The following is a 22,870-nucleotide window of genomic DNA, read 5'->3' on the forward strand; positions in this document are numbered from 1 at the left end:
CTCAGGACGTCCAGGACGCGACCAGGTAGGTGACGTCGTAGGGCGCCATCGCGGCCAGCAGCTCCCCGTGGAGGGGCGCCGTACCGGCGGCTCCGGCGAGGACCTGCCAGGCCGCTCGGCCCGCCGACCGCACCGCCCGCGCGGTCGCGGGGTCGAGCGCCGCCAGCGCGGCGGCGTCGGCCGCGCCGAGCGCGTCGGCCACCGCCGTGTCGAACGGCCCGGCGCGCCCGTCGGCGTCGCCGAGCGCCAGCTCCCACCGGCTCGCGGACGCGTCGCCGAGCACGAGCAGCGCGACGCGGTCGGCCCGCTGGGCGAGGGCCGCGCCGACCCGCAGGCACTCGCCGGGCGGCGCGTCGAAGGCGATCTCCTGGTAGAGGTCGGGCGCGCGGCCGAGCAGCCGGCGTCCGACCGTGAGCGACAGCGGCAGCTCCGGCGTCGCGGCGTCGCCGATCACCAGGTCGAGGCCGTAGGGGCGCAGCGTCCCGGACGCGTCGGCCTCGTGCGTGCGCGTCCGCTCGCCGCCTCCCACGACGACCAGCAGATCGCCGGACAGGCGGGCGACCGCGTCGCGGCACGCGGCGCGCAGCGCGGGCAGGGCGTCGCCGGGCGCCGCGCCGGACAGTTCCGGGACGAGCACGGGCGGATGCGGGCAGACCGCCGCCGACGTCAGCATCAGGGGCAGGTCGAGCAGCCGGTGGCGGGCGCCGGAGCGGGACGGCCCACCGACGGCATCCCGAGCACCACGCCCTGCGGCGCGGCCCGGCGCGCCTCCCACGCGTCGCCCGCCCGCGTCCGCCGGACGCCCGCGGCGGGCTTGTCCGCGACCAGGTGGTGCGGCGCCGCGTAGGTGATCTCGGTGGTGACCATGTCCCCGGGCCGGACGGGCTCGTCGGGCGCGCGGAAGTGGACGAGCCGGTTGTCGGCCGCGCGTCCCGACAGGCGCCGGGTCGCGCCGTCCTTGCGGCCCTCCCCCTCGGCGACCAGGACCTCCAGCGTCCGGCCGAGCAGCCGCCGGTTCTCCGCCCAGGAGATCTCCTCCTGGAGCGCGATCAGCCGCTCGTAGCGCTCCTGGACGACCTCCTTGGGCACCTGCCCGTCCATCGTCGCGGCGGGCGTGCCGGGCCGCTTGGAGTACTGGAACGTGAACGCGCTCGCGAACCGCGCCTCCCGGACGACGTGCAGCGTCTCCTCGAAGTCGGCGTCGGTCTCGCCGGGGAACCCGACGATGATGTCGGTGGTGATCGCCGCGTCCGGGATCGCCGCCCGCACCTTCTCGATGATGCCGAGGTAGCGGTCCTGCCGGTAGGAGCGGCGCATCGCGCGCAGCACCGCGTCCGACCCGGACTGGAGCGGCATGTGCAGCGACGGCACGACGTTCGGCGTCTCGGCCATCGCGGCGATGACGTCGTCGGTGAAGTCCTTCGGGTGCGGCGAGGTGAACCGGACGCGCTCCAGCCCGGGGACGTCCCCGCACGCGCGCAGCAGCCCGGCGAACGCCGACTGACCGCCGCCGGTCATCGCGCGGACGTCCTCCGGCGCGGCGGCCAGGGCGCCGAACCCGCTGCCGTAGGCGTTGACGTTCTGGCCGAGCAGCGTGATCTCGAGGACGCCCTCGGCGACGAGCGCGCGCACCTCGGCCAGGATCTCCCCCGGCCGCCGGTCGCGCTCCTTGCCGCGCAGCGACGGGACGATGCAGAACGTGCACGTGTTGTTGCAGCCCACCGACACCGACACCCAGGCCGCGTAGGGCGACTCGCGGCGCGTCGGCAGCGTCGAGGGGAACGTCACGAGCGATTCCTCGATCTCGACCTGCGCCTCTTCCTGGACGCGCGAACGCTCCAGCAGGACGGGCAGGGCACCGAGGTTGTGCGTGCCGAACACGACGTCCACCCAGGGCGCGCGGGCGACGATCGCGTCCCGGTCCTTCTGCGCGAGGCAGCCGCCGACGGCGATCTGCATCCCGGGGCGGCCCGCCTTCACCGGGCGCAGCCGCCCGAGGTTGCCGTACAGGCGGTTGTCGGCGTTCTCGCGGACGGCGCAGGTGTTGAACACCACGACGTCCGGATCGAAGCCGTCTCCCGCGCGGACGTAACCGGCGTCCTCCAGCAGGCCGGACAGCCGTTCGGAGTCGTGGACGTTCATCTGGCACCCGTAGGTACGGATCTCGTACGTGCGGGGGCCGCTCTCGACAGGGGCACTCATGACCGGTCCAGGGTACGCGGCGCGGCGGCCCCGGCGCGCCCCGGTTCTCCGCCGGCCACAACACCAAGAAATCGTAAAGTGTCCCTCTCGAATACACGTCGAAGGGCGCCGACGTGCGGATTCGTGATCGGATCGGGACCCCTTGGTGGCCTGCCCGGTAATACCCGTCCCGTAGAGTCACCCGGCATGACGGACAGCAAAGGCGGGGCGGAACCGTCCGTGCCCGGCGGCACGGACCGGGCGGACGGCCCCCTGGTCGAGGTCAGGGACGTCAACAAGCACTTCGGGGAACTGCACGTCCTGCGGGACGTCAATCTGACCGTCGCCCGGGGCGAGGTCGTCGTCATCATCGGCCCGTCCGGCAGCGGTAAATCGACTCTCTGCCGGTCGATCAACCGGCTGGAGCCCATCGACTCCGGCACGATTCTCGTCGACGGAAAGCCCCTCCCGCAGGAGGGCCGCGATCTCGCGCGGCTGCGCGCGGACGTCGGCATGGTCTTCCAGTCGTTCAACCTCTTCGCCCACAAGACGATCCTCGAGAACGTCACGCTCGGGCCGCTGAAGGTGCGCAAGGAAAGCAAGGAGACGGCCGAGAAACGAGCGATGGAACTGCTCGACCGCGTCGGGATCGCCAATCAGGCGCAGAAATACCCGGCGCAGCTCTCGGGCGGGCAGCAGCAGCGCGCGGCGATCGCGCGCTCCCTGGCCATGCGCCCCAAGGTCATCCTGTTCGACGAGCCCACCTCGGCCCTCGACCCCGAGATGATCAACGAGGTGCTCGACGTCATGACCGGGCTCGCGCGCGACGGCATGACGATGATCGTGGTCACCCACGAGATGGGTTTCGCGCGGCGCGCCGCGCAGCAGGTGGTCTTCATGGCCGACGGTCAGATCGTGGAGGCGAACTCCCCGGAGGAGTTCTTCACCAATCCGCGCAGCGACCGCGCCAAGGACTTCCTGTCCAAGATCCTGACCCACTGAGCCCGCGAAGCCCCCGCGTGACTCGTCGGCAAGCCGACAGAAGTGAAAGGTAGCGAAAGCATGCGACTTCGTCGTTTCGGCGCCCTCATCGGCGCGGCGACCGCCCTGTCGATGGCCGTGACCGCCTGCGGCAGCGACTCGGAGAAGACGGACGCCAAATCCGTCGTCCAGAAGGCCAAGGACTCCAAGAAGATCACGATCGGCATCAAGTACGACCAGCCCGCCCTCGGGCTGAAGAAGCCGGACGGCACCTTCGAGGGATTCGACGTGGACGTCGCCCGGTACATCGCCAAGCAGCTCGGCGTCCCGGAAAGCGGCATCACGTTCAAGGAGGCCCGGTCGGAGAACCGCGAGTCCTTCCTCGGCGGCGGCCAGGTCGACCTCGTCGTCGCGACCTACTCCATCACCGACGCGCGCAAGCAGCAGATCACGTTCGGCGGCCCGTACTACATCGCGCACCAGGACACGATGGTCCGCGCGGACGACAACACCATCGCCAAGCCGCAGGACCTCAAGGGCAAGAAGCTCTGCAAGGCGGCCGGGTCGAACTCGTTCCGCCGCGTCACCGAGCCGCCGCCGGACGGCAAGCTCAACATCAAGGGCGTCAACCTCGTGGACGCCTCGGGCTACTCCGAGTGCGCCGCCAAGCTGAAGACCGGCGCGGTCGACGCCGTCAGCACCGACGACCTGATCCTCGCCGGGTTCGCGAGCCAGCAGAAGGGCTCGTTCAAGGTCATCAACCAGCCGTTCACCGACGAGAAGTACGGCGTCGGGATCAGGAAGGGCGACACCGAGACCTGCAAGGCCGTCGACGACGCCATCACGAAGATGTACTCCGACGGCACGGCCAAGACCCTGCTGGACAAGTACTTCGGCGGGACCGGCCTGAAGCCGACGACCACCGTGCCTCAGTTCGACGCCTGCGCCTGATCCGGATCTGAGGCCCGCCGTCCCGGCGCGCCCCGCCCGATCCGCGGCGGGCGCGCGCCGGTGCGGCCTTCACCCGCTGGAACGCCATGTCACTCTCCGACCTGTTCGATTTCGGCCCGTTCTTCGACAACATCGACGTCATCCTCCAGGGCTTCTGGGCGACGATCCGGCTGGCCGCGCTCGCCGGGGTGTTCTCGCTGGTCATCGGGACGGTCCTGGCGAGCTTCCGCGTCTCGCCCGTCCCGGTCCTGCGGGCCGCGGGGACCGGCTACGTCAACATCGTCCGCAACACGCCGCTCACGCTCGTGCTGATCATGTGCTCCCTCGGACTGAACGACACCCTCGGGCTGACGTTCTCCAACGACAGCGGCACGACCTACTACTGGTGGGCGGTGCTCGGCCTGTCCGGCTACACCGGGGCGTTCGTCTGCGAGTCGCTGCGGTCGGGCATCAACACCGTCCCGATCGGCCAGGCCGAGGCGGCGCGGTCGATCGGCCTGACGTTCTCCCAGTCGCTGCGGACGATCATCCTGCCGCAGGCGTTCCGGGCCGTCATCGCCCCGCTCGGCAGCGTGTTCATCGCCATGATCAAGAACACGACGGTGGCGACGGCGGCAAGCTATGGCGAGGTGGTCACCGTGATGAAGACGCTGCTGGACCTGCCGTCCTTCACCAGCGGCGCGATCCCCCTGTTCCTCGGGGTCGCCGCCGGGTTCCTCATCCTCGTCCTTCCGACCGGGTACTTCTTCGGCTGGCTGGCCAAGCGAACGGCGGTGGCCCGATGAGCGCCGGAGTCCTCTTCGACCTCCCCGGGCCGCGCGCCCGGGCCCGCAACCGGATCATCACGGTCGTCGCGTCCCTGCTGCTCCTCGCCCTCGTCGCCGTGTTCGTGTGGCGGATGGACGCCAAGGGGCAGTGGGCCGGGGAGCTGTGGAGCCCGTTCCTCAAAGGCGAGATCTGGCGCAACTTCATCCTGCCCGGACTCAAGAACACGCTGGGCGCGGCGGCCGTCGCGACCGTGCTCGCGCTGATCTTCGGCGCGCTGTTCGGCATCGGGCGGTTGTCGGACCACTGGTGGATCCGCGTTCCCTGCGGCGTCATCGTGGAGTTCTTCCGCGCGATGCCGCTGCTGATCCTGATCTTCCTGGCGTTCTTCCTGCCCAACAAGATCAGCCCGGCGATCGCCGAGTCGTCGTTCGGGACCCTTCAGCGGGTCCTGGTCGACAACTTCTTCTCGATCTTCGGCGTGGAGATCAACGCGGGGACGGTCACCGTCCCGGCGTTCGCCGCCGTGGTGTTCGGTCTGGTCATGTACAACGGCTCGGTGTTCGCCGAGATCGTCCGGGCCGGGATCAACGCGGTGCCGAAGGGGCAGGCCGAGGCCGGGTACGCGATCGGCCTGCGCAAGAGCGGAGTGCTGCGGCGCATCCTGCTGCCGCAGGCCGTGACGGTGATGATGCCGGCGATCGTGGCGCAGATCGTCGTCCTGCTCAAGGACACGGCGATCGGCGTGATCATCGCCTATCCGGAGCTGCTGAAGCAGGCGTTCCGCGAGATTCCGCCGAACTTCCACAACAACATCCTCCAGGCGGGGATCGTCGTCGGCGTCATCTACATCGCGCTGAACCTCGCGATCAGCCGGCTGGCGGTCTGGCTGGAGCGGCGCAGCCGCGGCAGCCACCGGACGTCCGCCAAGACGATGGGCGCGGGCGGCGCGCCGCCCGCACCGGGCATGTCCGCGACGGGGACGACCACCGGAGCCGACTGAGCCGTGGGGCGCCGCCGGGGAATCCGGCGGCGCCCCCTTCGGTTTCCGACGGCATGGACGTGGACGTCGCCGTGATCGGCGCGGGACAGGCGGGCCTCTCGGCGGGTTACTTCCTGCGCCGCTCGGATCTGTCGTCGGTCGTGCTCGACCACGCGGACGGCCCCGGTGGAGCGTGGCGGCACCGCTGGCCGACGCTCACGCTCGGCCGCACGCACCACATTCACGATCTGCCGGGGATGCCGCTCGGCACACCGGACACGTCCCGGCCCGCGTCGGAGGTCGTCGCCGAGTACTTCGGCCGGTACGAGCGGGAGACGGGCCTCGACGTCCGGCGCCCGGTGGACGTCACCCAGGTCACGAGCGAACCGGACGGACGGCTGCTGCTCGGCACGTCCGACGGCCCGTACGGCGCCCGCGCGCTGATCAACGCGACCGGGACGTGGGAGCGGCCGTTCTGGCCCTACTACCCCGGCCGCGAGACGTTCCGGGGCCGTCAGCTCCACACCGCCGACTACCGGGGGCCGGACGCGTTCGCCGGACGGCGCGTGCTCGTCGTCGGGGGCGGCGCGTCCGGCGTCCAGGCGCTGCTGGAGATCGCCGGCGTGGCCGCCGCGACGGCGTGGGTCACCCGCCGTCCGCCGGTGTGGCGGGACGGGCCGTTCGACGCCGAGGCGGGCCGCGCGTCGGTCGGCCGCGTCGCCGAACGCGTCCGCGCCGGGCTCCCGCCGGGCAGCGTCGTCGGCGCGACCGGGCTCGCGCTGACGCCCGAGGTGCGCGACGGCATCGAACGCGGCGTGCTCGTCCGGCGGCCGATGTTCGCGCGCGTCGTCCCGGACGGCGTCGTCTGGGCCGACGGCACCGCCTTCGACGCCGACGTGATCCTGTGGGCCACCGGGTTCCGCGCCGCGCTCGACCACCTCGCTCCGCTCGGCCTGCGCGGGCCGGGCGGCGGCGTCGCGCTGGACGGCGCGCTCACCACCCGCGTGGCCGCCGACCCGCGCGTCCACCTGCTCGGGTACGGGCCGTCCGCCAGCACGATCGGGGCGAACCGGGCGGGCCGCGCGGCCGTGCGGGAGATCGCCGCCGTGCTCGGCGGGACGCGCGTGACGGGTGCGGAGATCGTCACGGGAGTCTGAGACCCTCCCGCTCGCGAGGCTTGTTTCTTTTGGAGGTCAACTGCCCCGTCATGGCCCCAACCGATCCCCCGATGCGGGACCATTCGCATATGACCGCTCGTGCGACCCTCCCCTACGGCTCCTGGCCCTCCCCCATCTCCGCCGCCGACGTCGCCCGCGCCCGGCTGCGCCTCAGTTTCCCCACCGTTTCGGGTCCCCGCGTGTGGTGGCAGGAGACCCGTCCCGCCGAGGGCGGCCGGACCACGGTCATGCATCTGGCCGAGGACGGCCGTCCGGTCGAACTCCTGCCCGCTCCGTGGAACGCCTGCACGCGCGTCCACGAATACGGTGGCCGTTCTTATCTGCCGATCGCCTCCGAATCAGGCCATTCCCTCGTCTTCTCGCACGCGGACGACCAGCGGTTGCGCCTGCTCGGCCCCGGCGACGCCGAACCGCGCCCGTTGACGCCCGAACCGGCGCGTCCGGCCGGCCTGCGCTACGCCGACTATGTGCTGTCTCCCGATGAGACCGAGATCTGGTGCGTCTGCGAGGGCCACACGCCCGACGGGATCCGGCGCGCGATCGTCGCGGTGCCGCTGGACGGTTCCGCCGCCGAGAACCCCGGCGCGATCCGCGAACTCGTGACCGGCCCGCACTTCTTCGCGTCGCCGACGCCGTCGCCGGGCGGCGGGCACCTCGCCTGGGTGCAGTGGAGCCACCCCCGGATGCCGTGGGACGGCACCGAGGTCCGCGTCGCCGCCATCGAGGACGGCAAGGCCGTCACGCCGCGCACCGTGAAGGGCGGCCTCACCGAGTCGGCGCTCGCGCCGGTGTGGGCGAGCGACCAGGCGCTCTACGTCGTGTCGGACTGGCCCGGCTGGTGGAACGTCTACCAGGTCGGCCTGTACGGGGAGTCGCCGCAGGCGCTCTACCCGGCCGAGGAGGAGTTCGCCGACGCGCCCTGGCAGCTCGGCGGGATGCCGTACGCGCTGCTCGCCGACGGGCGGCTCGCCGTCCTGCACGGCGAGGGCGACCAGCGGCTCGGCCTGTACGACCCCGACACGCTCGACCTCGAAGACCTCGACCTCGGGTACGACGACTGGGCGATGTCGTTGTCGGCGTCGGGGACCACGGTCGTCGGGATCGGCGGCGGGCCGGGGATCGCGACGTCGCTCGTCCGCGTCGACACCGCGACCGGGACGGCCGAGGTGCTGCGCACCGAGCTGGACGAGCTGCCCGACGCGGCCTACCTGCCCCCGCCGCGCGAGGATCGCCTCGACGGGACATTCGGCCGCGCCGTCCACGCCTACGTCTACGAGCCCGCCAACCCCGCCGTCGACGGGCCGCCGGACGAGCGTCCGCCGTACGTCGTGTTCGTGCACGACGGGCCGGCGCGGCGCGCGTCGCGGCGGCTCGACCTCGCCCGCGCCTACTTCACGAGCCGCGGCATCGGCGTCGTGGACGTCAACTACGGCGGCTCGACCGGCCACGGCCGCACCTACCGGGAGCGCACCCGGCGCCAATGGGGCGTCGTGGACGTCGAGGACGCCGTCTCCGCCGCACGCGCCCTCGCCGACGCCGGGTTCGCCGACCCGGGCCGCCTCGCGATCCGCGGGTCGGGCTGGACGGCGCTCGCCGCCGCGACCGCCACCGACGTCTTCAAGGCCGCGACCGCCTACGCCGGCGTCGGCGACCCGAAGGACCTCGCCGCGACGACGCACGACTTCGAGTCCCAGTACCTGTTCGGGCTGATCGGGCCGCTGCCGGGGTTCGAGCGGGCCTACGACGAGCGGTCGCCGCTGCAGCGCGTCGAGTCGAACGCGTGCCCGATCCTGCTGCTGCACGGCCTGGACGACCCGGTCGTGCCGGCCGCCCAGTCCGAGAAGTTCGCCGAGGCCCTGGCCGACAAGAAGGTACGCCATGCCCGCCTGACGTTCGCGGACGAGAGCCACGTCTTCCAGCGCGAGGAGACCGTCCGGGCCGCCCTGGAGGCCGAGCTGTCCTTCTACGGGCAGACGCTCGGCTTCGAGCCCCGCGACGTCCCCGCCCTGGACCTGGGCTGACGCCCGAGGGCATCGACTCCCGGCCCCGCCGCCCCACCCGGGACCGGCGCCGACCGCCCGCCACGAGCACACGCGCGGGCCCGGCGCCCTCCGAACAGTGCGCAGCTCGCCGGTCAGACCGCCACGCGCACGCGCGCGGCTTCGGTGACGTAGGACTTGTCGCGGCGCAGCGCGAACGGCCGCCACGCGCACGCGCGCGGCTTCGGTCGCCCCCGGCCACGCGCCGCCCCGCCACCGCCACGCGCACGCGCGCGGGCCCGGCGATCCACCGCCGACCTGCCCACCGCACGCAGCGCACTCCCCGGCGGCGGAGTCCGCACGCGAGCGACGCCCGGCCTCGGACGCCGTCGGCAGCGGAACCCGGCGCGTCCGGCCGACACCGTCCGCCTGCGCTTCCGCCCAGGCGCGGACCGGTCGCCGACGAGGCACCCGAGGGCGCTCCCGCGCGCGGTCAGTCGAGGTGGTCGAGGCCCTCGGGCACGTCCGTCCCCTCGGCTTCGAGCGCCTCGCGGACGACGCGGTAGGCCGTCCCCGGCGGATACCCCTTGCGGGCGAGCATCCCGACGAGACGCCGGGTGCGCTTCACGGGGTCGACGTCGCGGGTCGTCCTGAGCTTGCGGTCGACCAGGGCACGGGCCGTGCGCGCCTCCTCGTCCGGATCCAGCTCCTCGACGGCCTCCCCGACGGTCTCGGAGTCGACGCCGCGCCGCCTCAGCTCCGCCGCCAGCGCCCGGCGGGCGAGCCCCCGCCCCGCGTGCCGCGAGCGCACCCACGCCTGCGCGAACGCCTTGTCGTCGATCAGCCCGACATCGGTGAACCGCCCGAGAACACCCTCGGCCACGTCGTCCTCGACGTCCTTGCGCCGCAACGCGTCGGCAAGCTGCGCACGGGTACGCGGCGCGGCAGCGAGCAACCGCAAACAGATCTCACGCGCCCGAGCCTCCGGATCAGCCGGCTTAGCCCGCGCCGCCCCCCGACCCTCAGCATCACTCCCACCCTGCCGCTCACTCTCACGCGAAGACGCGTCGCCATCCCACCCGCCACCACGCCGACCCCCAGCACCACGCCGACGCCCGGCACCACCGCGACCCCCCGCACCACCCCGCGACCCGGCATCGCTCTGCGCCCCGGCACCGCCCGACGGCTCAGCGTCGCGGCCCGTCCCAGCGGCGCCCTGCGACCCGGCATCGCGCTGTGGACCGGTATCGCTCTGCGATCCGGGATCGTCCGGCGGCTCAGTGTCGTGACGCGTTTCAGCGGCGCTCTGGGACGCGGTAGCGCGCTGTGGGCTTGGGGCGCGCTGGCGTCCGGCGGCGCGTGGGGGCGTGCGCTCGTTCTGGTCTTGGGGCTCGCCGTCGGGACGGTCCGTGGGCGGAGTTCGGCGTTCGGGTTCGACGTGGCCAGCGGCTTCGGGGCGGCCCCTCGACTCGTCCGGGTCACCGGTCTCGCTTCCGGCCGGGCCTCGCGTCCGGTCGTCGTCCCCGGCGTTCCGCCGCGCGGACGATGTGCGCCGTTCTCCTGAACGCTTCTGTGTTCCGCTGCGGCGCGTGCGTGCGCCCGTGCCGAATGAGGCGCCGCCGCGCGGCGCCAGATGACCGAACGGATTGTCCGGGCCGCCGCGCCGCCGGGCTTCTTCCTCCGCGGACCGGAGATGCTCGAACGGCCCCCCGCCCGCCCGGTCCGCCGCCGTGCCGGGCGCCACGGGAGACGACGCCTCGGCGTCCGTCTCCGGGGGCGCGGATGACCCGTCCCCTTCGGGTGCGGTCGTCCCGCCCGCGCCGGTCAGGTGCGCGAACGGACTCGCGGACGGGTCCGGACGTTCACCGGCTGGCTTCGCCAGATGCGCGAAGGGCGACTCGCCGCCCGCCCCCGGACGCGACGGAGGCGCCAGATGGCCGAACGGGTTCTCCACGGGGCGCGGGCCGCGACCGAGATCGGCGAACGGGCTTCCGCCCGCCGGGCTCCATTCCGCGACCGTGTCCCCCGCGCCCTCCGCGTCCCCCGCGTCCTCTGTGTCCCCGTAGCTCGGGTCCTGCGAACGTGCGTCCGCCGCGTCCGGCGGTTCCGAGCCCGTGTTCGTTGCGGACGCGTTCTCGGTGAGCCGGACCTTGCGGGTCGGGTCGTCGGGGACGGGTGGTTCGTCGGTCGTCATGGGCGTGTCCCGGGGACGTCGTGAGCGGCGGCGCCATCGGGGAAGGTCCGGCCGCCGCCGAGGCGGGACCGGGAAGGGCGCCGCCGCCCCGCATCAGGGATCATCGCTCAGCCGACCGTCGGACGTCACCCTTCTCGGCGGATCGGGCGTCAGGATTCGGCCGGGGCAGCCGTGGCCGCAGGGGCGGCCGTGGCAGCCGGGGCGGCCTTGGCGGTGCGGCCCTTGCGGCCCGTGGCGGGCGCCGGGACGGCCGGGGCGTCGACCGGCTTGGCGGCCTCGGTGGTCTCCGCCGCCTCCTTGTCGACCTTGGGCCCGATGCCCAGCTTCTCCTTGATCCGCTTCTCGATCCCGTCGGCCATGTCCGGGTTGGCCTTCAGGAAGTTGCGGGCGTTCTCCTTGCCCTGGCCGAGCTGGTCGCCGTCGCAGGTGTACCAGGCGCCCGACTTGCGGACGAAGCCGTGCTCGACGCCGAGGTCGATCAGGCCGCCCTCGCGGGAGATGCCCTGGCCGTAGAGCAGGTCGAAGTCGGCGACCCGGAACGGCGGCGCCATCTTGTTCTTCACGACCTTCACCCGGACGCGGTTGCCGACCGCCTCGGTGCCGTCCTTGAGCGTCTCGATGCGGCGCACGTCCAGCCGGACGGAGGCGTAGAACTTCAGCGCCTTGCCGCCGGTCGTGGTCTCGGGCGAGCCGAACATCACGCCGACCTTCTCGCGGAGCTGGTTGATGAAGATCACGGTGGTGCGGGTCTGGTTGATCGCGCCGGTCAGCTTGCGGAGCGCCTGCGACATCAGCCGGGCCTGGAGGCCGACGTGGCTGTCGCCCATCTCGCCCTCGATCTCGGCGCGGGGGACGAGCGCCGCGACCGAGTCGATGACGACGATGTCGATCGAGCCGGAGCGGATCAGCATGTCCGTGATCTCCAGCGCCTGCTCGCCCGTGTCGGGCTGGGAGACCAGCAGGGCGTCGATGTCGACGCCGAGCTTGCCGGCGTACTCGGGGTCCAGGGCGTGCTCGGCGTCCACGAACGCCGCGATGCCGCCCTTGCGCTGGACGCTCGCGACCGCGTGCAGGGCGATGGACGTCTTGCCGGAGCCCTCCGGCCCGTAGACCTCCACCACGCGCCCGCGCGGCAGGCCGCCGATGCCGAGCGCGATGTCGAGGGAGATCGCGCCGGTCGGGATGACCTCCACCGGGGCGCGCGTCTCCTGGCCCATCCGCATGACCGAGCCCTTGCCGAACTGCCGCTCGATCTGGGCGAGGGCGGTTTCGAGAGCCTTCTCCCGGTCGTTCGCTGCCATGTCTGCCCCTTCGTCTGTTGCTGTCGCCGGCCCGGTGGCTCTCGCCCCGCCCGTGGCGGCGGTGTCGGAGGCGACGTTACGAGGAGCCGCCGACAGTTTCGAGTCGGCGGGGCGGTTGTGGATAACGTCGCGCGCCGCGACCAGCGTACCGAACATTCGTTCGATCATGGCCGCGTGTACTGATTCACCCGGGAATCTCCGTGCATCAGGCGGTCCGACGCCGTACGCTGGCGCAGTCCTGCGCGGTCCCCGGAGGGTTCCGAAACATGACGCTGACCGTCCTCTTCTGCGGCGATCCGCTCCGCCCCCGGCTCGTCGACCGGCACTTCGCCCGCGAGGCCGGCGCCGTCCGGGACCACTACGGCGAGATCGCCCTCATCGACCACGACGCGCTCGTCCGGGGCGACGCCACGGCCGCCGTCCGCGCGGTGCCGCGCGACCTCGGTCCGGCCTGGTACCGAGGCTGGATGCTGACGGGCGACGCGTACGCCGCCCTGGCCGAGGCCCTGCGCGGACGCGGGACGACCCTGCTCACCCACCCCGACGACTACCGGCGCGCGCACGAGCTGCCGGGCTGGCACGACACGTTCGCGGGCATCACCCCGGCCAGCGTGTGGCGTCCGCTGTCCCCCGGCGGCGACGTCGGCGACCTGACGGACCTGGTGCGTCCCCTGCGCCCCGGGCCGGCGGTCGTGAAGGACTACGTCAAGTCCCGCAAGCACGAATGGGAGGCGGCCTGCTTCGTCCCGGAGGTGAAGGACGCCGCGGCGCTGCGCGCGGTGGTGGCCGAGATGGTCGCGCTGCAGGACGAGTTCCTCGCGGGCGGCGTCGTCGTGCGCGAGTTCGAGGAGTTCGACGGGGCGGGCGAGTCGCGCGTGTGGTGGGTGGACGGCGAGCCCGTGCTCGTGGGGCCGCATCCCGACAGTCCCGGAGTCGAACCCGAGCCGGACCTGATGGACGTGGCGCCCGCCGTCCGGGCGCTCGGCTGCCGGTTCATCACCACCGACCTGGCGCAGCGCCGGGACGGTGCGTGGCGGGTCGTGGAGGTCGGCGACGGCCAGGTCAGCGATCTGCCGGAGACGGTCGATCCGATGGATCTGTACGCTCATCTGCCCGTACCGGAGTGAACCGGAACGGGGTCCGGCCCCGTCGAAGGGACCACGTCCCCTCGCAGTAAGGAACGTCCGTTGCCCCCTGAACAGGACCCGGCCCGCAGGCTCAGCTCCCGCGCCGTGAAGATCGGCATGGTGAGCGCCCTGTCCCTGACGCTCGTGGCGTGCAGCTCGAAGTCCACGACCGCGTGGTGCGTGGACCGCGGTTCGAGCGGCGGGTTCACCAACACCAAGAGCGGCTACCGCAGCGTCCCGGATTCGTACTGCAACCGTTCGGACATCGACAACGGGACGGTCGGGTACGGCCGCTACTTCTGGTACTACGGCGGCAGGCGCGGGAGCAACGGGTTCGTCACGGGCGGCAGTGTGCGCGGGCCGAGCGGCGGAAAGATCAAGTCCGGCTCGGGGAGGACGCTGAGCCGCGGCGGGTTCGGCGGCCACGGCAAGAGCGGGAGCTGACCGATGCGGCGCGAACGGTCGGTCCCCCGTGCGGGCTGGGCCGAGAAGGTGGAAGAGCACGGCCTGGCGTTCCACGAGACGGCCCATCCCCCGCACCTCGCCCGTCCGTACTGGGACGAGTCGGTGAACTACGTCTTTTCGATGGACGAAGTACTGGCCCTGGAAGAGACCGTCGAGGAGCTGCACCGCATGTGCCTCCAGGCGGTGGAGCACGTCGTCACGACCGGCCGCTACCACGTCCTCGGCATCCCGGACTGGGTGGCGCCGCTGGTCGAGGCGTCGTGGCGGCGCCGCGACCCGCACCTGTACGGCCGGTTCGACCTCTGCTACGACGGCTCCGGCCCGGCGAAGCTGCTGGAGTACAACGCCGACACCCCGACGTCCCTGGTCGAGAGTTCGGTCGTCCAGTGGTACTGGCTGCAGGACGTCCATCCGGGCGACGACCAGTGGAACTCGATCCACGAGCGGCTGGTGGACCGCTGGAAGGAGATGTCCCTCGGCCCGGGCCCCGTCCACTTCGCGTGGACGACCGAGGACGAGACCGGCGAAGAGGTCATGACGATCGCCTACCTCCAGGAGACCGCCGAGGAGGCGGGCCTGACGGGCACGGGCATCGCGATGGAGGACGTCGGCTGGCACGCGGGCCGGGGCCGGTTCGTGGACCTGGCCGAGGACGAGATCCGCACGCTGTGCAAGCTCTACCCGTGGGAGTGGATCGTCGCCGAGCCGTTCGGCCGCAACGTCCCGCAGGCGCCGACGGCGTGGATCGAGCCGATCTGGAAGATGGTCCTGTCGAACAAGGCTCTGCTGGTATTGCTGTGGGAGTTGTTCCCCGGCCATCCGAACCTGCTGCCCGCGTACCTGAACACACCGGGGAACCTCGCGTCCTACGTCCAGAAGCCGCTGCTGGGCCGGGAGGGCGCGAGCATGCGGATCGTGACGCCGGACGGACGGGAGCAGCGCACCGACGGCGAGTACGGCCGCGAGGGGTACGTCTTCCAGCAGTTCCACCCGCTGCCGGACTTCGACGGTGAACACCCGGTGCTCGGTGCGTGGATGGTGGCGGACGAGGCCGCGGGCCTCGGGATCCGCGAGACGGCGGGCCTGATCACCGACGACACGTCGTCGTTCGTCCCGCACCGCATCGCGGGCTGAGCGGGCGTCAGCGCAGGTCGTACGACACGTCGAAGGACGCGACAACGGCGGCCCAGATCGCCTTGGCCGACTCGCCGTCGGCGAACGCCTGGTCGATCGTGCGGCCGCCCAGCTCAGCGAGGACGTGGTCCTTGGCGACGCTCCGGGAATAGCTCGCGCCGAACTGCCGGTCCATCCGTTCCCAGAACTGTGTGAGGCGCACGGCCCCACGGTAGCCGAGGCCGGGACCGCCCCGTCCCGCCGTTCTGTCGGACCCGCGAGGCAGGATGGGGGCATGACGGCTGACGTGCTCGAACGCTTCTCCCCCGCGACCCGGGCGTGGTTCGCGGGGGCCTTCGCCGCGCCCACGGCGGCGCAGGAGGGCGCGTGGACGTCGGTCGCGGCGGGCGAGAACACGCTCGTGGTCGCGCCGACCGGGTCCGGCAAGACGCTGGCGGCGTTCCTGTGGTCGCTGGACCGGCTGGCGTCCGCGCCCGTCCCGGAGGACCCGCGGCACCGGTGCCGCGTCCTGTACGTGTCGCCGCTGAAGGCGCTCGCGGTGGACGTGGAGCGCAACCTGCGCGCCCCGCTCACCGGCATCCGGCAGGCGGCGCGGCGCCTGGACCTGCCCGAACCGCAGATCACGGTCGGGATCCGGTCCGGCGACACCCCGGCCGACGAGCGGCGGCGCATCGCGACCCGTCCGCCCGACATTCTGATCACGACACCGGAGTCGCTGTTCCTGCTGCTCACCGCGCAGGCGCGGGAGGCGCTGCGCGGGGTGGAGACGGTGATCGTGGACGAGGTCCACGCCGTCGCGGGCACCAAGCGCGGCGCGCATCTGGCGCTGTCGCTGGAGCGGCTGGACGCGCTGCTGGAACGTCCCGCGCAGCGCATCGGGCTGTCGGCGACGGTGCGCCCGGTGGACGAGGTGGCGGCGTTCCTCGGCGGAGCGCGCCCGGCGCGGACGGTGCAGCCCCCGGCGGACAAGGAGTTCGCGCTCGACATCGTCGTACCCGTGGAGGACATGGGCGAGATCGGCGCGTTCACCGACGACGCGGGTGCTGCCGACCCCCGGCAGCGGAGCATCTGGCCCCACGTGGAGGACCGCGTCCTCGACCTGATCGAGCAGCATCGCTCCACGCTGGTGTTCGCGAACTCGCGGCGGCTGGCCGAGCGGTTGTGCGGACGGCTGAACGAGCTGGCGTTCGAGCGCGCGACGGCCCCCGAGGGCGAGGGGCTCGCGAAGATCGGCCCGGCCGACGTGGCGCGCGCCGCCCGCTCCCCGGCCGAGACGATGGCGCAGGCGGGCGCGGCGCGCGGCGTCCCCGCCGAGATCGCCCGCGCCCACCACGGCTCGGTCTCCAAGGAGGAGCGGGCCGGAATCGAGGACGCCCTGAAACAGGGCCGGCTGCCCGCCGTCGTCGCGACGTCCAGCCTGGAGCTGGGCATCGACATGGGCGCGGTGGATCTCGTCGTCCAGGTGGAGTCGCCGCCGTCGGTGGCGAGCGGCCTGCAGCGGGTCGGGCGGGCCGGGCACCAGGTCGGCGCGGTGTCGCGCGGCGTGATCTTCCCGAAGTACCGGGGCGATCTGGTGCAGACGGCCGTGGTCGCCGAGCGGATGCGGTCCGGCGAGATCGAGGAGCTGCGCTACCCGCGCAACCCGCTGGACGTGCTGGCCCAGCAGATCGTCGCGATGGTCGCGCTGGACGAGTGGACGGTCGACGAGCTGGAGACCGTCGTGAAGCGCGCCGCCCCGTACGCGACGCTGCCGCGCTCGGCGCTGGAGGCCACGCTGGACATGCTGGCGGGCCGCTACCCGAGCGACGAGTTCGGCGAGCTGCGGCCCCGCCTGGTGTGGGACCGGGTGACGGGCGTCCTGCGGGACCGTCCGGGCGCGCAGCGGCTCGCGGTGACCAGCGGCGGGACGATCCCCGACCGGGGCCTGTTCGGCGTCTTCCTGGTCGGCGAGAAGTCCTCGCGCGTGGGCGAGCTGGACGAGGAGATGGTCTACGAGTCGCGCGTCGGGGACGTGTTCGTCCTCGGCGCCAGCTCGTGGCGCATCGAGGACATCACGCCCGACCGGGTGCTGGTGTCGCCCGCGCCGGGCCGGCCGGGCAAGCTGCCGTTCTGGCACGGCGACGCGCAGGGCCGTCCGGCCGAGCTGGGCCGGGCGCTCGGCGCGTTCACCCGCGAGCTGGCCGGGCTGCCCGAGCAGAAGGCGCGGGAGCGGGTAGCGGCGGCGGGCCTGGACGAGCGAGCCGCCGGAAACCTGGTCGCCTACCTGGCCGAGCAGCGGGAGGCGACCGGCCACGTCCCCGACGACCGGACGCTCGTGGTGGAGCGCTTCCGCGACGAGCTGGGCGACTGGCGGATGGTCGTCCACTCCCCGCTCGGCGGCCGGGTCCACGCGCCGTGGGCGCTCGCGATCGCGGGCCGGCTGCGCGAGCGCTACGGCGTGGACGCGCAGGCCATGCACGCCGACGACGGGATCGTGCTGCGCATTCCGGACATGGACGAGCCGCCGAGCCTGAACCTCGCCGTCTTCGACCCCGACGAGATCGAGCGGATCGTGGTGGACGAGCTGGGCGGCTCGGCGCTGTTCGCGGCCCGGTTCCGCGAGTGCGCGGCCCGGTCGCTGCTGCTGCCGCGCCGCCGTCCGGACCGGCGGACGCCGCTCTGGCAGCAGCGCCAGCGGGCGGCGCAGCTCCTGTCGGTCGCGAGCCGGTACCCGTCGTTCCCGATCGTGCTGGAGACGATGCGCGAGTGCCTCCAGGACGTGTTCGACGTCCCGGGCCTCGTCCACGTCCTGCGGGATCTGGCGGGCCGGAAGGTGCGGCTGGTCGAGGTGGAGACGCCGCAGCCGTCGCCGTTCGCGCGGTCGCTGCTGTTCCACTACGTGGGCGCGTTCATGTACGAGGGCGACTCGCCGCTCGCCGAGCGCCGCGCGCAGGCCCTCGCGCTGGACTCGGCGCTGCTGGCCGAACTGCTCGGCCAGGCCGACCTGCGCGAGCTGCTGGACGCCGAGGTCGTCGCGGACACCGAACGCGAGCTGCAACGTCTCGCCGAGGACCGCCGCGCCCGCGACCTGGAGGGCGTCGCGGACCTGCTGCGCGCCCTCGGCCCGCTGACGACGGCGGAGGCGGCGGCGCGGTCGGCCGCCGATCCGGCGGCGTGGCTGGTGGAGCTGGAGGCGTCCCGGCGGGTGATCCGGGTGCGGGTGGGCGGCGCGGAGCGCTGGACGGCGATCGAGGACGCCGGGCGCCTGCGGGACGCGCTCGGCGCCCCGCTCCCGGTCGGCGTCCCCGAGGCGTTCCTCGAGGTAGTGGACGATCCGCTGGGCGATCTGGTGTCCCGGCACGCCCGGACGCACGGCCCGTTCCGCGCGGAGGAGGTCGCGGAGCGGTTCGGCCTCGGCGTCGCGGTCGTCGTCGAGGCGCTGCGGCGGCTGGCGGGCGCGGGACGCGTCGTGGCGGGCGAGTTCCTGCCGGTGGAGGCGGCGCGCGGCCCGCTGGCCGGCGAGTGGTGCGACGCGGGCGTGCTGCGGACGCTGCGCCGCCGGTCGCTGGCACGGCTGCGCGCCGAGGTGGAGCCGTCGCCGCCGGAGGCGCTCGGCCGCTTCCTCCCGGTCTGGCATGGCGTGTCCGGGGGTTCGCGGCTGCGCGGGATCGACGCGCTCGTGCAGGCCGTCGAGCAGTTGCAGGGCGCGGCGGTTCCGGCGTCGGCGCTGGAGTCGCTGATCCTGCCGTCCCGGGTGCCGGGCTACACCCCGGCGCTGCTGGACGGGCTGACCTCGGCGGGCGAGGTCGTCTGGGCCGGTCAGGGCGGCCTGCCCGGCGGGGACGGCTGGGTGGCGCTGTACCTGGCGGACACCGCGCCGCTGCTGCTCCCCGATCCGGGCGAGATCACGCTGACGCCCGTCCACCAGGCGGTGCTGGACGTCCTCGGCGAGGGCGGCGCGCTGTTCTTCCGCGCCCTGTCCGAGCGGGTGCGGCCGCAGGTGAACGACCAGGAACTGCTGGCCGCCCTGTGGGACCTGGTGTGGTCGGGACGGCTCACCAACGACACGCTGGCCCCGCTGCGGGCGGCGATCGGCGCGGGACGTCCCGCGCACCGCGCCCGCCCGTCGCGGCGCGGGAGACCGGTGCTGCCGTCGCGGACGGGCCCGCCGACGGCCGCCGGGCGCTGGTGGGCCGTCCCGGAGCGGGCGACGGCGGCGACGCCCCGCGCCCACGCGCTCGCCGAGGCCCTGCTGGAGCGGTACGGCATCGTGATCCGGGGCGCGGTCGCGGCGGAGCGGACGCCGGGCGGGTTCGCGGCCGTCTACCCGGTGCTGCGCGCGTTCGAGGACGGCGGCCGCTGCCGGCGCGGCTACTTCGTGGAAGGGCTCGGCGCGGCGCAGTTCGCGCTGCCCGGCGCGGTGGACCGGCTGCGCGCCCTGCGTCCGGCCGCCGATCCGGGGCCGCCCGCCGACCTCGGCGCCCTGTGGGAGACGCCGCCGCCGGGCGACGCGGCCCGCCGCGCGCTGGTCCTGGCCGCCGCCGACCCCGCGAACGCCTACGGCGCGGCGCTGCCGTGGCCCGGGCGGGCGGGCGAGGCCGTGTCCGGCCACAAGCCGGGCCGCAAGGCGGGCGCGCTCGTCGTGCTGGTGGACGGACGGCTCGTCCTGTACGTCGAACGCGGCGGCAAGACCCTCCTGACCTGGACCGACGACCGGGAGACCCTGCAACCGGCGGTGGACGCGCTGGCGCTGGCCGTCCGGGACGGGGCGCTCGGCAAGCTGACGGTCGAGCGCGCCGACGGCACGTCGATCAACGACTCCCCGCTCGCGGGCGCGCTGGAGAGCGCGGGCTTCCACCCGACCCCGCGCGGGCTGCGGCTGCGCGGCTGAGGAGTTCATCCCGTTTTCTTGACTCATTCAAGATTATGCCGCAGGCTGGGGTCATGGCCACGACCTCGGACTTCGAGCGGATGCTGCGCGCGGCGGCGCTGCGGGTGACCCGTCCCCGGGTGGCGGTGCTGGGCGCGGTGGACGCCCATCCGCACGCCGACACGGACACGATCATCGCCGCCGTCCGCAGGGATCTGCCGAAGGTCTCCCACCAGGCCGTGTACGACTCCCTGCACACGCTGACGGAGGCGGGGCTGGTGCGGCGCATCCAGCCGAACGGCTCGCTGGCCCGCTATGAGGCACGGGTCGGCGACAACCACCACCACGTCGTGTGCCGGTCGTGCGGCGCGATCGCCGACGCGGACTGCGCGGTCGGCGCGGCGCCCTGCCTGATGGCGTCCGACGACCGGGGTTACTCGATCGACGAGGCCGAGGTCATCTACTGGGGCCTGTGCCCCGACTGCTCCACACCGCGGGGCTCCTGACCCCGCGACCACCCCCGCCCCCGGAAGGGAAACGGCATGTCCGAGAACGAAGGCGACGTTTACCAGACGAACACCGACAGCGCGGGCGGCTGCCCGGTCGCGCACGAGCGCGCCCCCGAGCCCGTCCAGGGCGGCGGCAACCGCGGCTGGTGGCCGAACCGGCTCAACCTGAAGATCCTCGCCAAGAACCCGGCGGTCGCGAACCCGCTCGGCGCGGACTTCGACTACGCGACGGCCTTCAGCGGACTCGACCTGCCCGCCGTGAAGCGGGACATTGCCGAGGTCCTGACGACGTCCCAGGACTGGTGGCCCGCCGACTTCGGCCACTACGGCCCCTTCATGATCCGGATGGCGTGGCACAGCGCGGGCACCTACCGCATCGGCGACGGACGCGGCGGCGCCGGATCCGGCCAGCAGCGCTTCGCCCCCCTCAACAGCTGGCCCGACAACGGCAACCTCGACAAGGCACGCCGCCTGCTGTGGCCGGTCAAGAAGAAATACGGCCAGAGCCTCTCCTGGGCGGACCTGCTGGTCCTCGCCGGGAACGTCGCGCTGGAGTCGATGGGGTTCCAGACCTTCGGCTTCGCGGGCGGACGCGAGGACGTATGGGAGCCCGAGGAGGACGTCTACTGGGGCCCGGAGACGACCTGGCTCGGCGACGAGCGCTACTCCGGCGACCGCCAGTTGGAGAGCCCGCTCGGCGCCGTCCAGATGGGCCTGATCTACGTCAACCCCGAGGGCCCGAACGGCAACCCCGACCCGGTCGCCGCCGCGCGCGACATCCGCGAGACGTTCCGCCGGATGGCGATGAACGACGAGGAGACCGTCGCGCTGATCGCGGGCGGCCACACGTTCGGCAAGACGCACGGCGCGGGCCCCGCCGACCACGTCGGCCCCGAGCCCGAGGGCGCCCCGATCGAGGAGCAGGGCTTCGGCTGGAAGAACTCCTACGGCACCGGCAAGGGCGCCGACGCGATCACCAGCGGGCTGGAGGGCATCTGGACGCCCACCCCCACGACCTGGGACAACAGCTTCTTCGAGACGCTGTTCGCCTACGAGTGGGAGCAGTTCAAGAGCCCGGCGGGCGCGTGGCAGTGGCGGCCGAAGGACGGCGCGGGCGCCGGGACCGTCCCCGACGCGCACGACCCGTCCAAGCGGCAGGCCCCGACCATGCTGACCACCGACCTCGCGCTGCGGTTCGACCCGATCTACGAGCCGATCTCGCGCCGGTTCGCCGCCGACGCCGACGCGTTCGCCGACGCGTTCGCCCGCGCCTGGTTCAAGCTGACGCACCGCGACATGGGCCCGGTCGTGCGCTACCTCGGCCCCGAGGTCCCGGACGAGACGCTGGTCTGGCAGGACCCGCTCCCCGACGTGGACCACCCGCTCGTCGACGACGCCGACATCGCGCACCTGAAGTCGCGCGTCCTCGCCACCGACCTCACGGTGTCCCAGCTCGTCAAGGCCGCGTGGGCGTCGGCGTCGACGTTCCGGGGCGGCGACAAGCGCGGCGGCGCCAACGGCGCGCGGATCCGCCTCGAACCGCAGAACTCCTGGGAGGTCAACGACCCCGACGAGTTGGCGGTCGTCCTCCGCACGCTGGAGGGGATCAAGGACGAGTTCAACGCCGCGCAGGACGGCGGCAAGCGGCTCTCGCTCGCGGACCTGATCGTCCTCGGCGGCGCGGCGGCCGTCGAGCAGGCGGCGCGGGCCGCCGGGCAGGACGTCACGGTGCCGTTCGCGCCCGGCCGCGCGGACGCGTCGCAGGAGCAGACCGACGTCGAGTCCTTCGCCGCGATCGAGCCGTCGGCCGACGGTTTCCGCAACTACCGCGGCAAGGACCAGCGGCTGCCCGCCGAGTACCTGCTGGTCGACCGGGCGAACCTGCTGACGCTGAGCGCGCCGGAGCTGACGGTGCTCGTCGGCGGCCTGCGCGTCCTCGGCGCGAACCACGGCGGGTCGTCGCTCGGCGTGCTCACCGACCGGCCCGGCGCTCTGACGAACGACTTCTTCGTCAACCTGCTGGACCTCGGGACGACGTGGCGGCCGACGTCCGGGGACGCCGACGCGTTCGAGGCCGTGGACGCGTCCGGCGCCGTCCGGTGGACGGGCAGCCGCGCCGACCTGGTGTTCGGCTCGAACTCCGAGCTGCGGGCGCTCGCCGAGGTCTACGCGAGCGACGACGCGCGGGAGAAGTTCGTGACGGACTTCGTCGCCGCATGGGACAAGGTCATGAACCTCGACCGGTTCGACCTGCGCTGACCCGCCCGTCCGGGG

General features: G+C 73.3%; 17 protein-coding genes. 12 read left to right on the forward strand and 5 right to left on the reverse strand.

Going from position 1 to position 22,870, the window contains the following annotated elements; translation table 11 throughout:
- Nucleotide 1: 1 nt before the first annotated feature.
- Nucleotides 2-673, reverse strand: a complete 672-nt coding sequence (locus BTM25_RS14975) for a class III extradiol ring-cleavage dioxygenase family protein (protein WP_103563518.1) — start codon at nt 671-673, stop codon at nt 2-4.
- A complete protein-coding gene (gene miaB, locus BTM25_RS14980) occupies nt 673-2,202 on the reverse strand; it encodes a tRNA (N6-isopentenyl adenosine(37)-C2)-methylthiotransferase MiaB (RefSeq protein WP_103563519.1) in 1,530 nt (509 codons plus the stop codon). The genes BTM25_RS14975 and miaB overlap by 1 nt, the downstream gene beginning before the upstream one ends.
- Nucleotides 2,203-2,388: 186 nt before the next feature.
- On the opposite strand from miaB, the gene BTM25_RS14985 reads away from it, so the two are divergent.
- From BTM25_RS14985 to BTM25_RS15010, 6 genes are all read left to right on the forward strand, one after another.
- On the forward strand, nt 2,389-3,183 hold the full coding sequence (locus BTM25_RS14985; RefSeq protein ID WP_103563520.1) for an amino acid ABC transporter ATP-binding protein: 795 nt from the start codon (nt 2,389-2,391) through the stop codon (nt 3,181-3,183).
- Nucleotides 3,184-3,243: 60 nt separating this feature from the next.
- The gene (locus tag BTM25_RS14990) at nt 3,244-4,113 is read left to right on the forward strand and encodes a glutamate ABC transporter substrate-binding protein (RefSeq protein ID WP_103563521.1); all 870 of its coding nucleotides are present in this window, start codon (nt 3,244-3,246) and stop codon (nt 4,111-4,113) included.
- Between the two features lie 86 nt (nt 4,114-4,199).
- On the forward strand, nt 4,200-4,898 hold the full coding sequence (locus tag BTM25_RS14995; RefSeq protein ID WP_103563522.1) for an amino acid ABC transporter permease: 699 nt from the start codon (nt 4,200-4,202) through the stop codon (nt 4,896-4,898).
- Nucleotides 4,895-5,881 (forward strand): amino acid ABC transporter permease, encoded by a 987-nt coding sequence (locus BTM25_RS15000; protein ID WP_103563523.1) that lies wholly within the window; start codon nt 4,895-4,897, stop codon nt 5,879-5,881. The genes BTM25_RS14995 and BTM25_RS15000 overlap by 4 nt, the downstream gene beginning before the upstream one ends.
- A gap of 53 nt (nt 5,882-5,934) precedes the next feature.
- Nucleotides 5,935-7,017: an NAD(P)-binding domain-containing protein gene (locus BTM25_RS15005; protein ID WP_103563524.1), complete on the forward strand. Its 1,083-nt coding sequence runs from the start codon at nt 5,935-5,937 to the stop codon at nt 7,015-7,017.
- Nucleotides 7,018-7,106: 89 nt separating this feature from the next.
- Complete coding sequence (locus BTM25_RS15010; RefSeq protein WP_103563525.1) at nt 7,107-9,059, forward strand: alpha/beta hydrolase family protein; 1,953 nt, start codon at nt 7,107-7,109, stop codon at nt 9,057-9,059.
- A gap of 451 nt (nt 9,060-9,510) precedes the next feature.
- On the opposite strand, the gene BTM25_RS15015 is transcribed toward BTM25_RS15010, so the two are convergent.
- Nucleotides 9,511-9,984 (reverse strand): regulatory protein RecX, encoded by a 474-nt coding sequence (locus tag BTM25_RS15015; protein ID WP_407923400.1) that lies wholly within the window; start codon nt 9,982-9,984, stop codon nt 9,511-9,513.
- Between the two features lie 1,376 nt (nt 9,985-11,360).
- Entirely contained in the window at nt 11,361-12,512 is a 1,152-nt protein-coding gene (gene recA, locus BTM25_RS15020) for a recombinase RecA (protein WP_103563527.1), read from the reverse strand.
- A 266-nt stretch (nt 12,513-12,778) separates the two neighbouring features.
- Between recA and BTM25_RS15025 the strand changes: the two genes are divergently transcribed.
- Genes BTM25_RS15025 through BTM25_RS15035 form a run of 3 tightly spaced genes read left to right on the forward strand, consistent with a single transcriptional unit; the run spans nt 12,779 to nt 15,238 of the window.
- On the forward strand, nt 12,779-13,639 hold the full coding sequence (locus BTM25_RS15025) for an ATP-grasp domain-containing protein (RefSeq protein WP_103563528.1): 861 nt from the start codon (nt 12,779-12,781) through the stop codon (nt 13,637-13,639).
- Nucleotides 13,640-13,699: 60 nt separating this feature from the next.
- Nucleotides 13,700-14,083: a hypothetical protein gene (locus BTM25_RS15030; RefSeq protein WP_235828421.1), complete on the forward strand. Its 384-nt coding sequence runs from the start codon at nt 13,700-13,702 to the stop codon at nt 14,081-14,083.
- Nucleotides 14,084-14,086: 3 nt separating this feature from the next.
- Nucleotides 14,087-15,238, forward strand: a complete 1,152-nt coding sequence (locus BTM25_RS15035) for a glutathionylspermidine synthase family protein (RefSeq protein WP_103563529.1) — start codon at nt 14,087-14,089, stop codon at nt 15,236-15,238.
- A gap of 7 nt (nt 15,239-15,245) precedes the next feature.
- Here BTM25_RS15035 and BTM25_RS15040 read toward each other — a convergent pair whose 3' ends face one another.
- Nucleotides 15,246-15,440 carry a DUF3046 domain-containing protein gene (locus BTM25_RS15040; protein WP_103563530.1) on the reverse strand — a complete coding sequence of 65 codons (195 nt, stop codon included), beginning with the start codon at nt 15,438-15,440 and terminating at the stop codon, nt 15,246-15,248.
- A gap of 72 nt (nt 15,441-15,512) precedes the next feature.
- Here BTM25_RS15040 and BTM25_RS15045 point away from each other — a divergent pair, with 72 nt between their 5' ends.
- The 3 genes from BTM25_RS15045 to katG are packed head-to-tail and all read left to right on the forward strand — an operon-like array spanning nt 15,513 to nt 22,855.
- Nucleotides 15,513-20,108 carry an ATP-dependent helicase gene (locus BTM25_RS15045; RefSeq protein WP_103563531.1) on the forward strand — a complete coding sequence of 1,532 codons (4,596 nt, stop codon included), beginning with the start codon at nt 15,513-15,515 and terminating at the stop codon, nt 20,106-20,108.
- A gap of 53 nt (nt 20,109-20,161) precedes the next feature.
- Nucleotides 20,162-20,593 carry a Fur family transcriptional regulator gene (locus tag BTM25_RS15050; protein WP_103563532.1) on the forward strand — a complete coding sequence of 144 codons (432 nt, stop codon included), beginning with the start codon at nt 20,162-20,164 and terminating at the stop codon, nt 20,591-20,593.
- A gap of 36 nt (nt 20,594-20,629) precedes the next feature.
- Nucleotides 20,630-22,855 carry a catalase/peroxidase HPI gene (katG, locus tag BTM25_RS15055; RefSeq protein ID WP_103563533.1) on the forward strand — a complete coding sequence of 742 codons (2,226 nt, stop codon included), beginning with the start codon at nt 20,630-20,632 and terminating at the stop codon, nt 22,853-22,855.
- Nucleotides 22,856-22,870: the final 15 nt, after the last annotated feature.

The sequence above is a fragment of the Actinomadura rubteroloni genome, assembly GCF_002911665.1.
Taxonomy (GTDB): domain Bacteria; phylum Actinomycetota; class Actinomycetes; order Streptosporangiales; family Streptosporangiaceae; genus Spirillospora; species Spirillospora rubteroloni.

Bases quoted from the DNA above. Each gene is read 5' to 3' on its own strand.
- katG (WP_103563533.1), top strand. From the start codon at position 20,630: ATGTCCGAGAACGAAGGCGACGTTTACCAGACGAACACCGACAGCGCG.
- BTM25_RS14995 (WP_103563522.1), top strand. From the start codon at position 4,200: ATGTCACTCTCCGACCTGTTCGATTTCGGCCCGTTCTTCGACAACATC.
- BTM25_RS14975 (WP_103563518.1), bottom strand. From the start codon at position 673: ATGCTGACGTCGGCGGCGGTCTGCCCGCATCCGCCCGTGCTCGTCCCG.
- BTM25_RS15010 (WP_103563525.1), top strand. From the start codon at position 7,107: ATGACCGCTCGTGCGACCCTCCCCTACGGCTCCTGGCCCTCCCCCATC.
- BTM25_RS15025 (WP_103563528.1), top strand. From the start codon at position 12,779: ATGACGCTGACCGTCCTCTTCTGCGGCGATCCGCTCCGCCCCCGGCTC.
- BTM25_RS14985 (WP_103563520.1), top strand. From the start codon at position 2,389: ATGACGGACAGCAAAGGCGGGGCGGAACCGTCCGTGCCCGGCGGCACG.
- BTM25_RS15045 (WP_103563531.1), top strand. From the start codon at position 15,513: ATGACGGCTGACGTGCTCGAACGCTTCTCCCCCGCGACCCGGGCGTGG.
- recA (WP_103563527.1), bottom strand. From the start codon at position 12,512: ATGGCAGCGAACGACCGGGAGAAGGCTCTCGAAACCGCCCTCGCCCAG.
- miaB (WP_103563519.1), bottom strand. From the start codon at position 2,202: ATGAGTGCCCCTGTCGAGAGCGGCCCCCGCACGTACGAGATCCGTACC.
- BTM25_RS14990 (WP_103563521.1), top strand. From the start codon at position 3,244: ATGCGACTTCGTCGTTTCGGCGCCCTCATCGGCGCGGCGACCGCCCTG.
- BTM25_RS15005 (WP_103563524.1), top strand. From the start codon at position 5,935: ATGGACGTGGACGTCGCCGTGATCGGCGCGGGACAGGCGGGCCTCTCG.
- BTM25_RS15035 (WP_103563529.1), top strand. From the start codon at position 14,087: ATGCGGCGCGAACGGTCGGTCCCCCGTGCGGGCTGGGCCGAGAAGGTG.
- BTM25_RS15050 (WP_103563532.1), top strand. From the start codon at position 20,162: ATGGCCACGACCTCGGACTTCGAGCGGATGCTGCGCGCGGCGGCGCTG.
- BTM25_RS15000 (WP_103563523.1), top strand. From the start codon at position 4,895: ATGAGCGCCGGAGTCCTCTTCGACCTCCCCGGGCCGCGCGCCCGGGCC.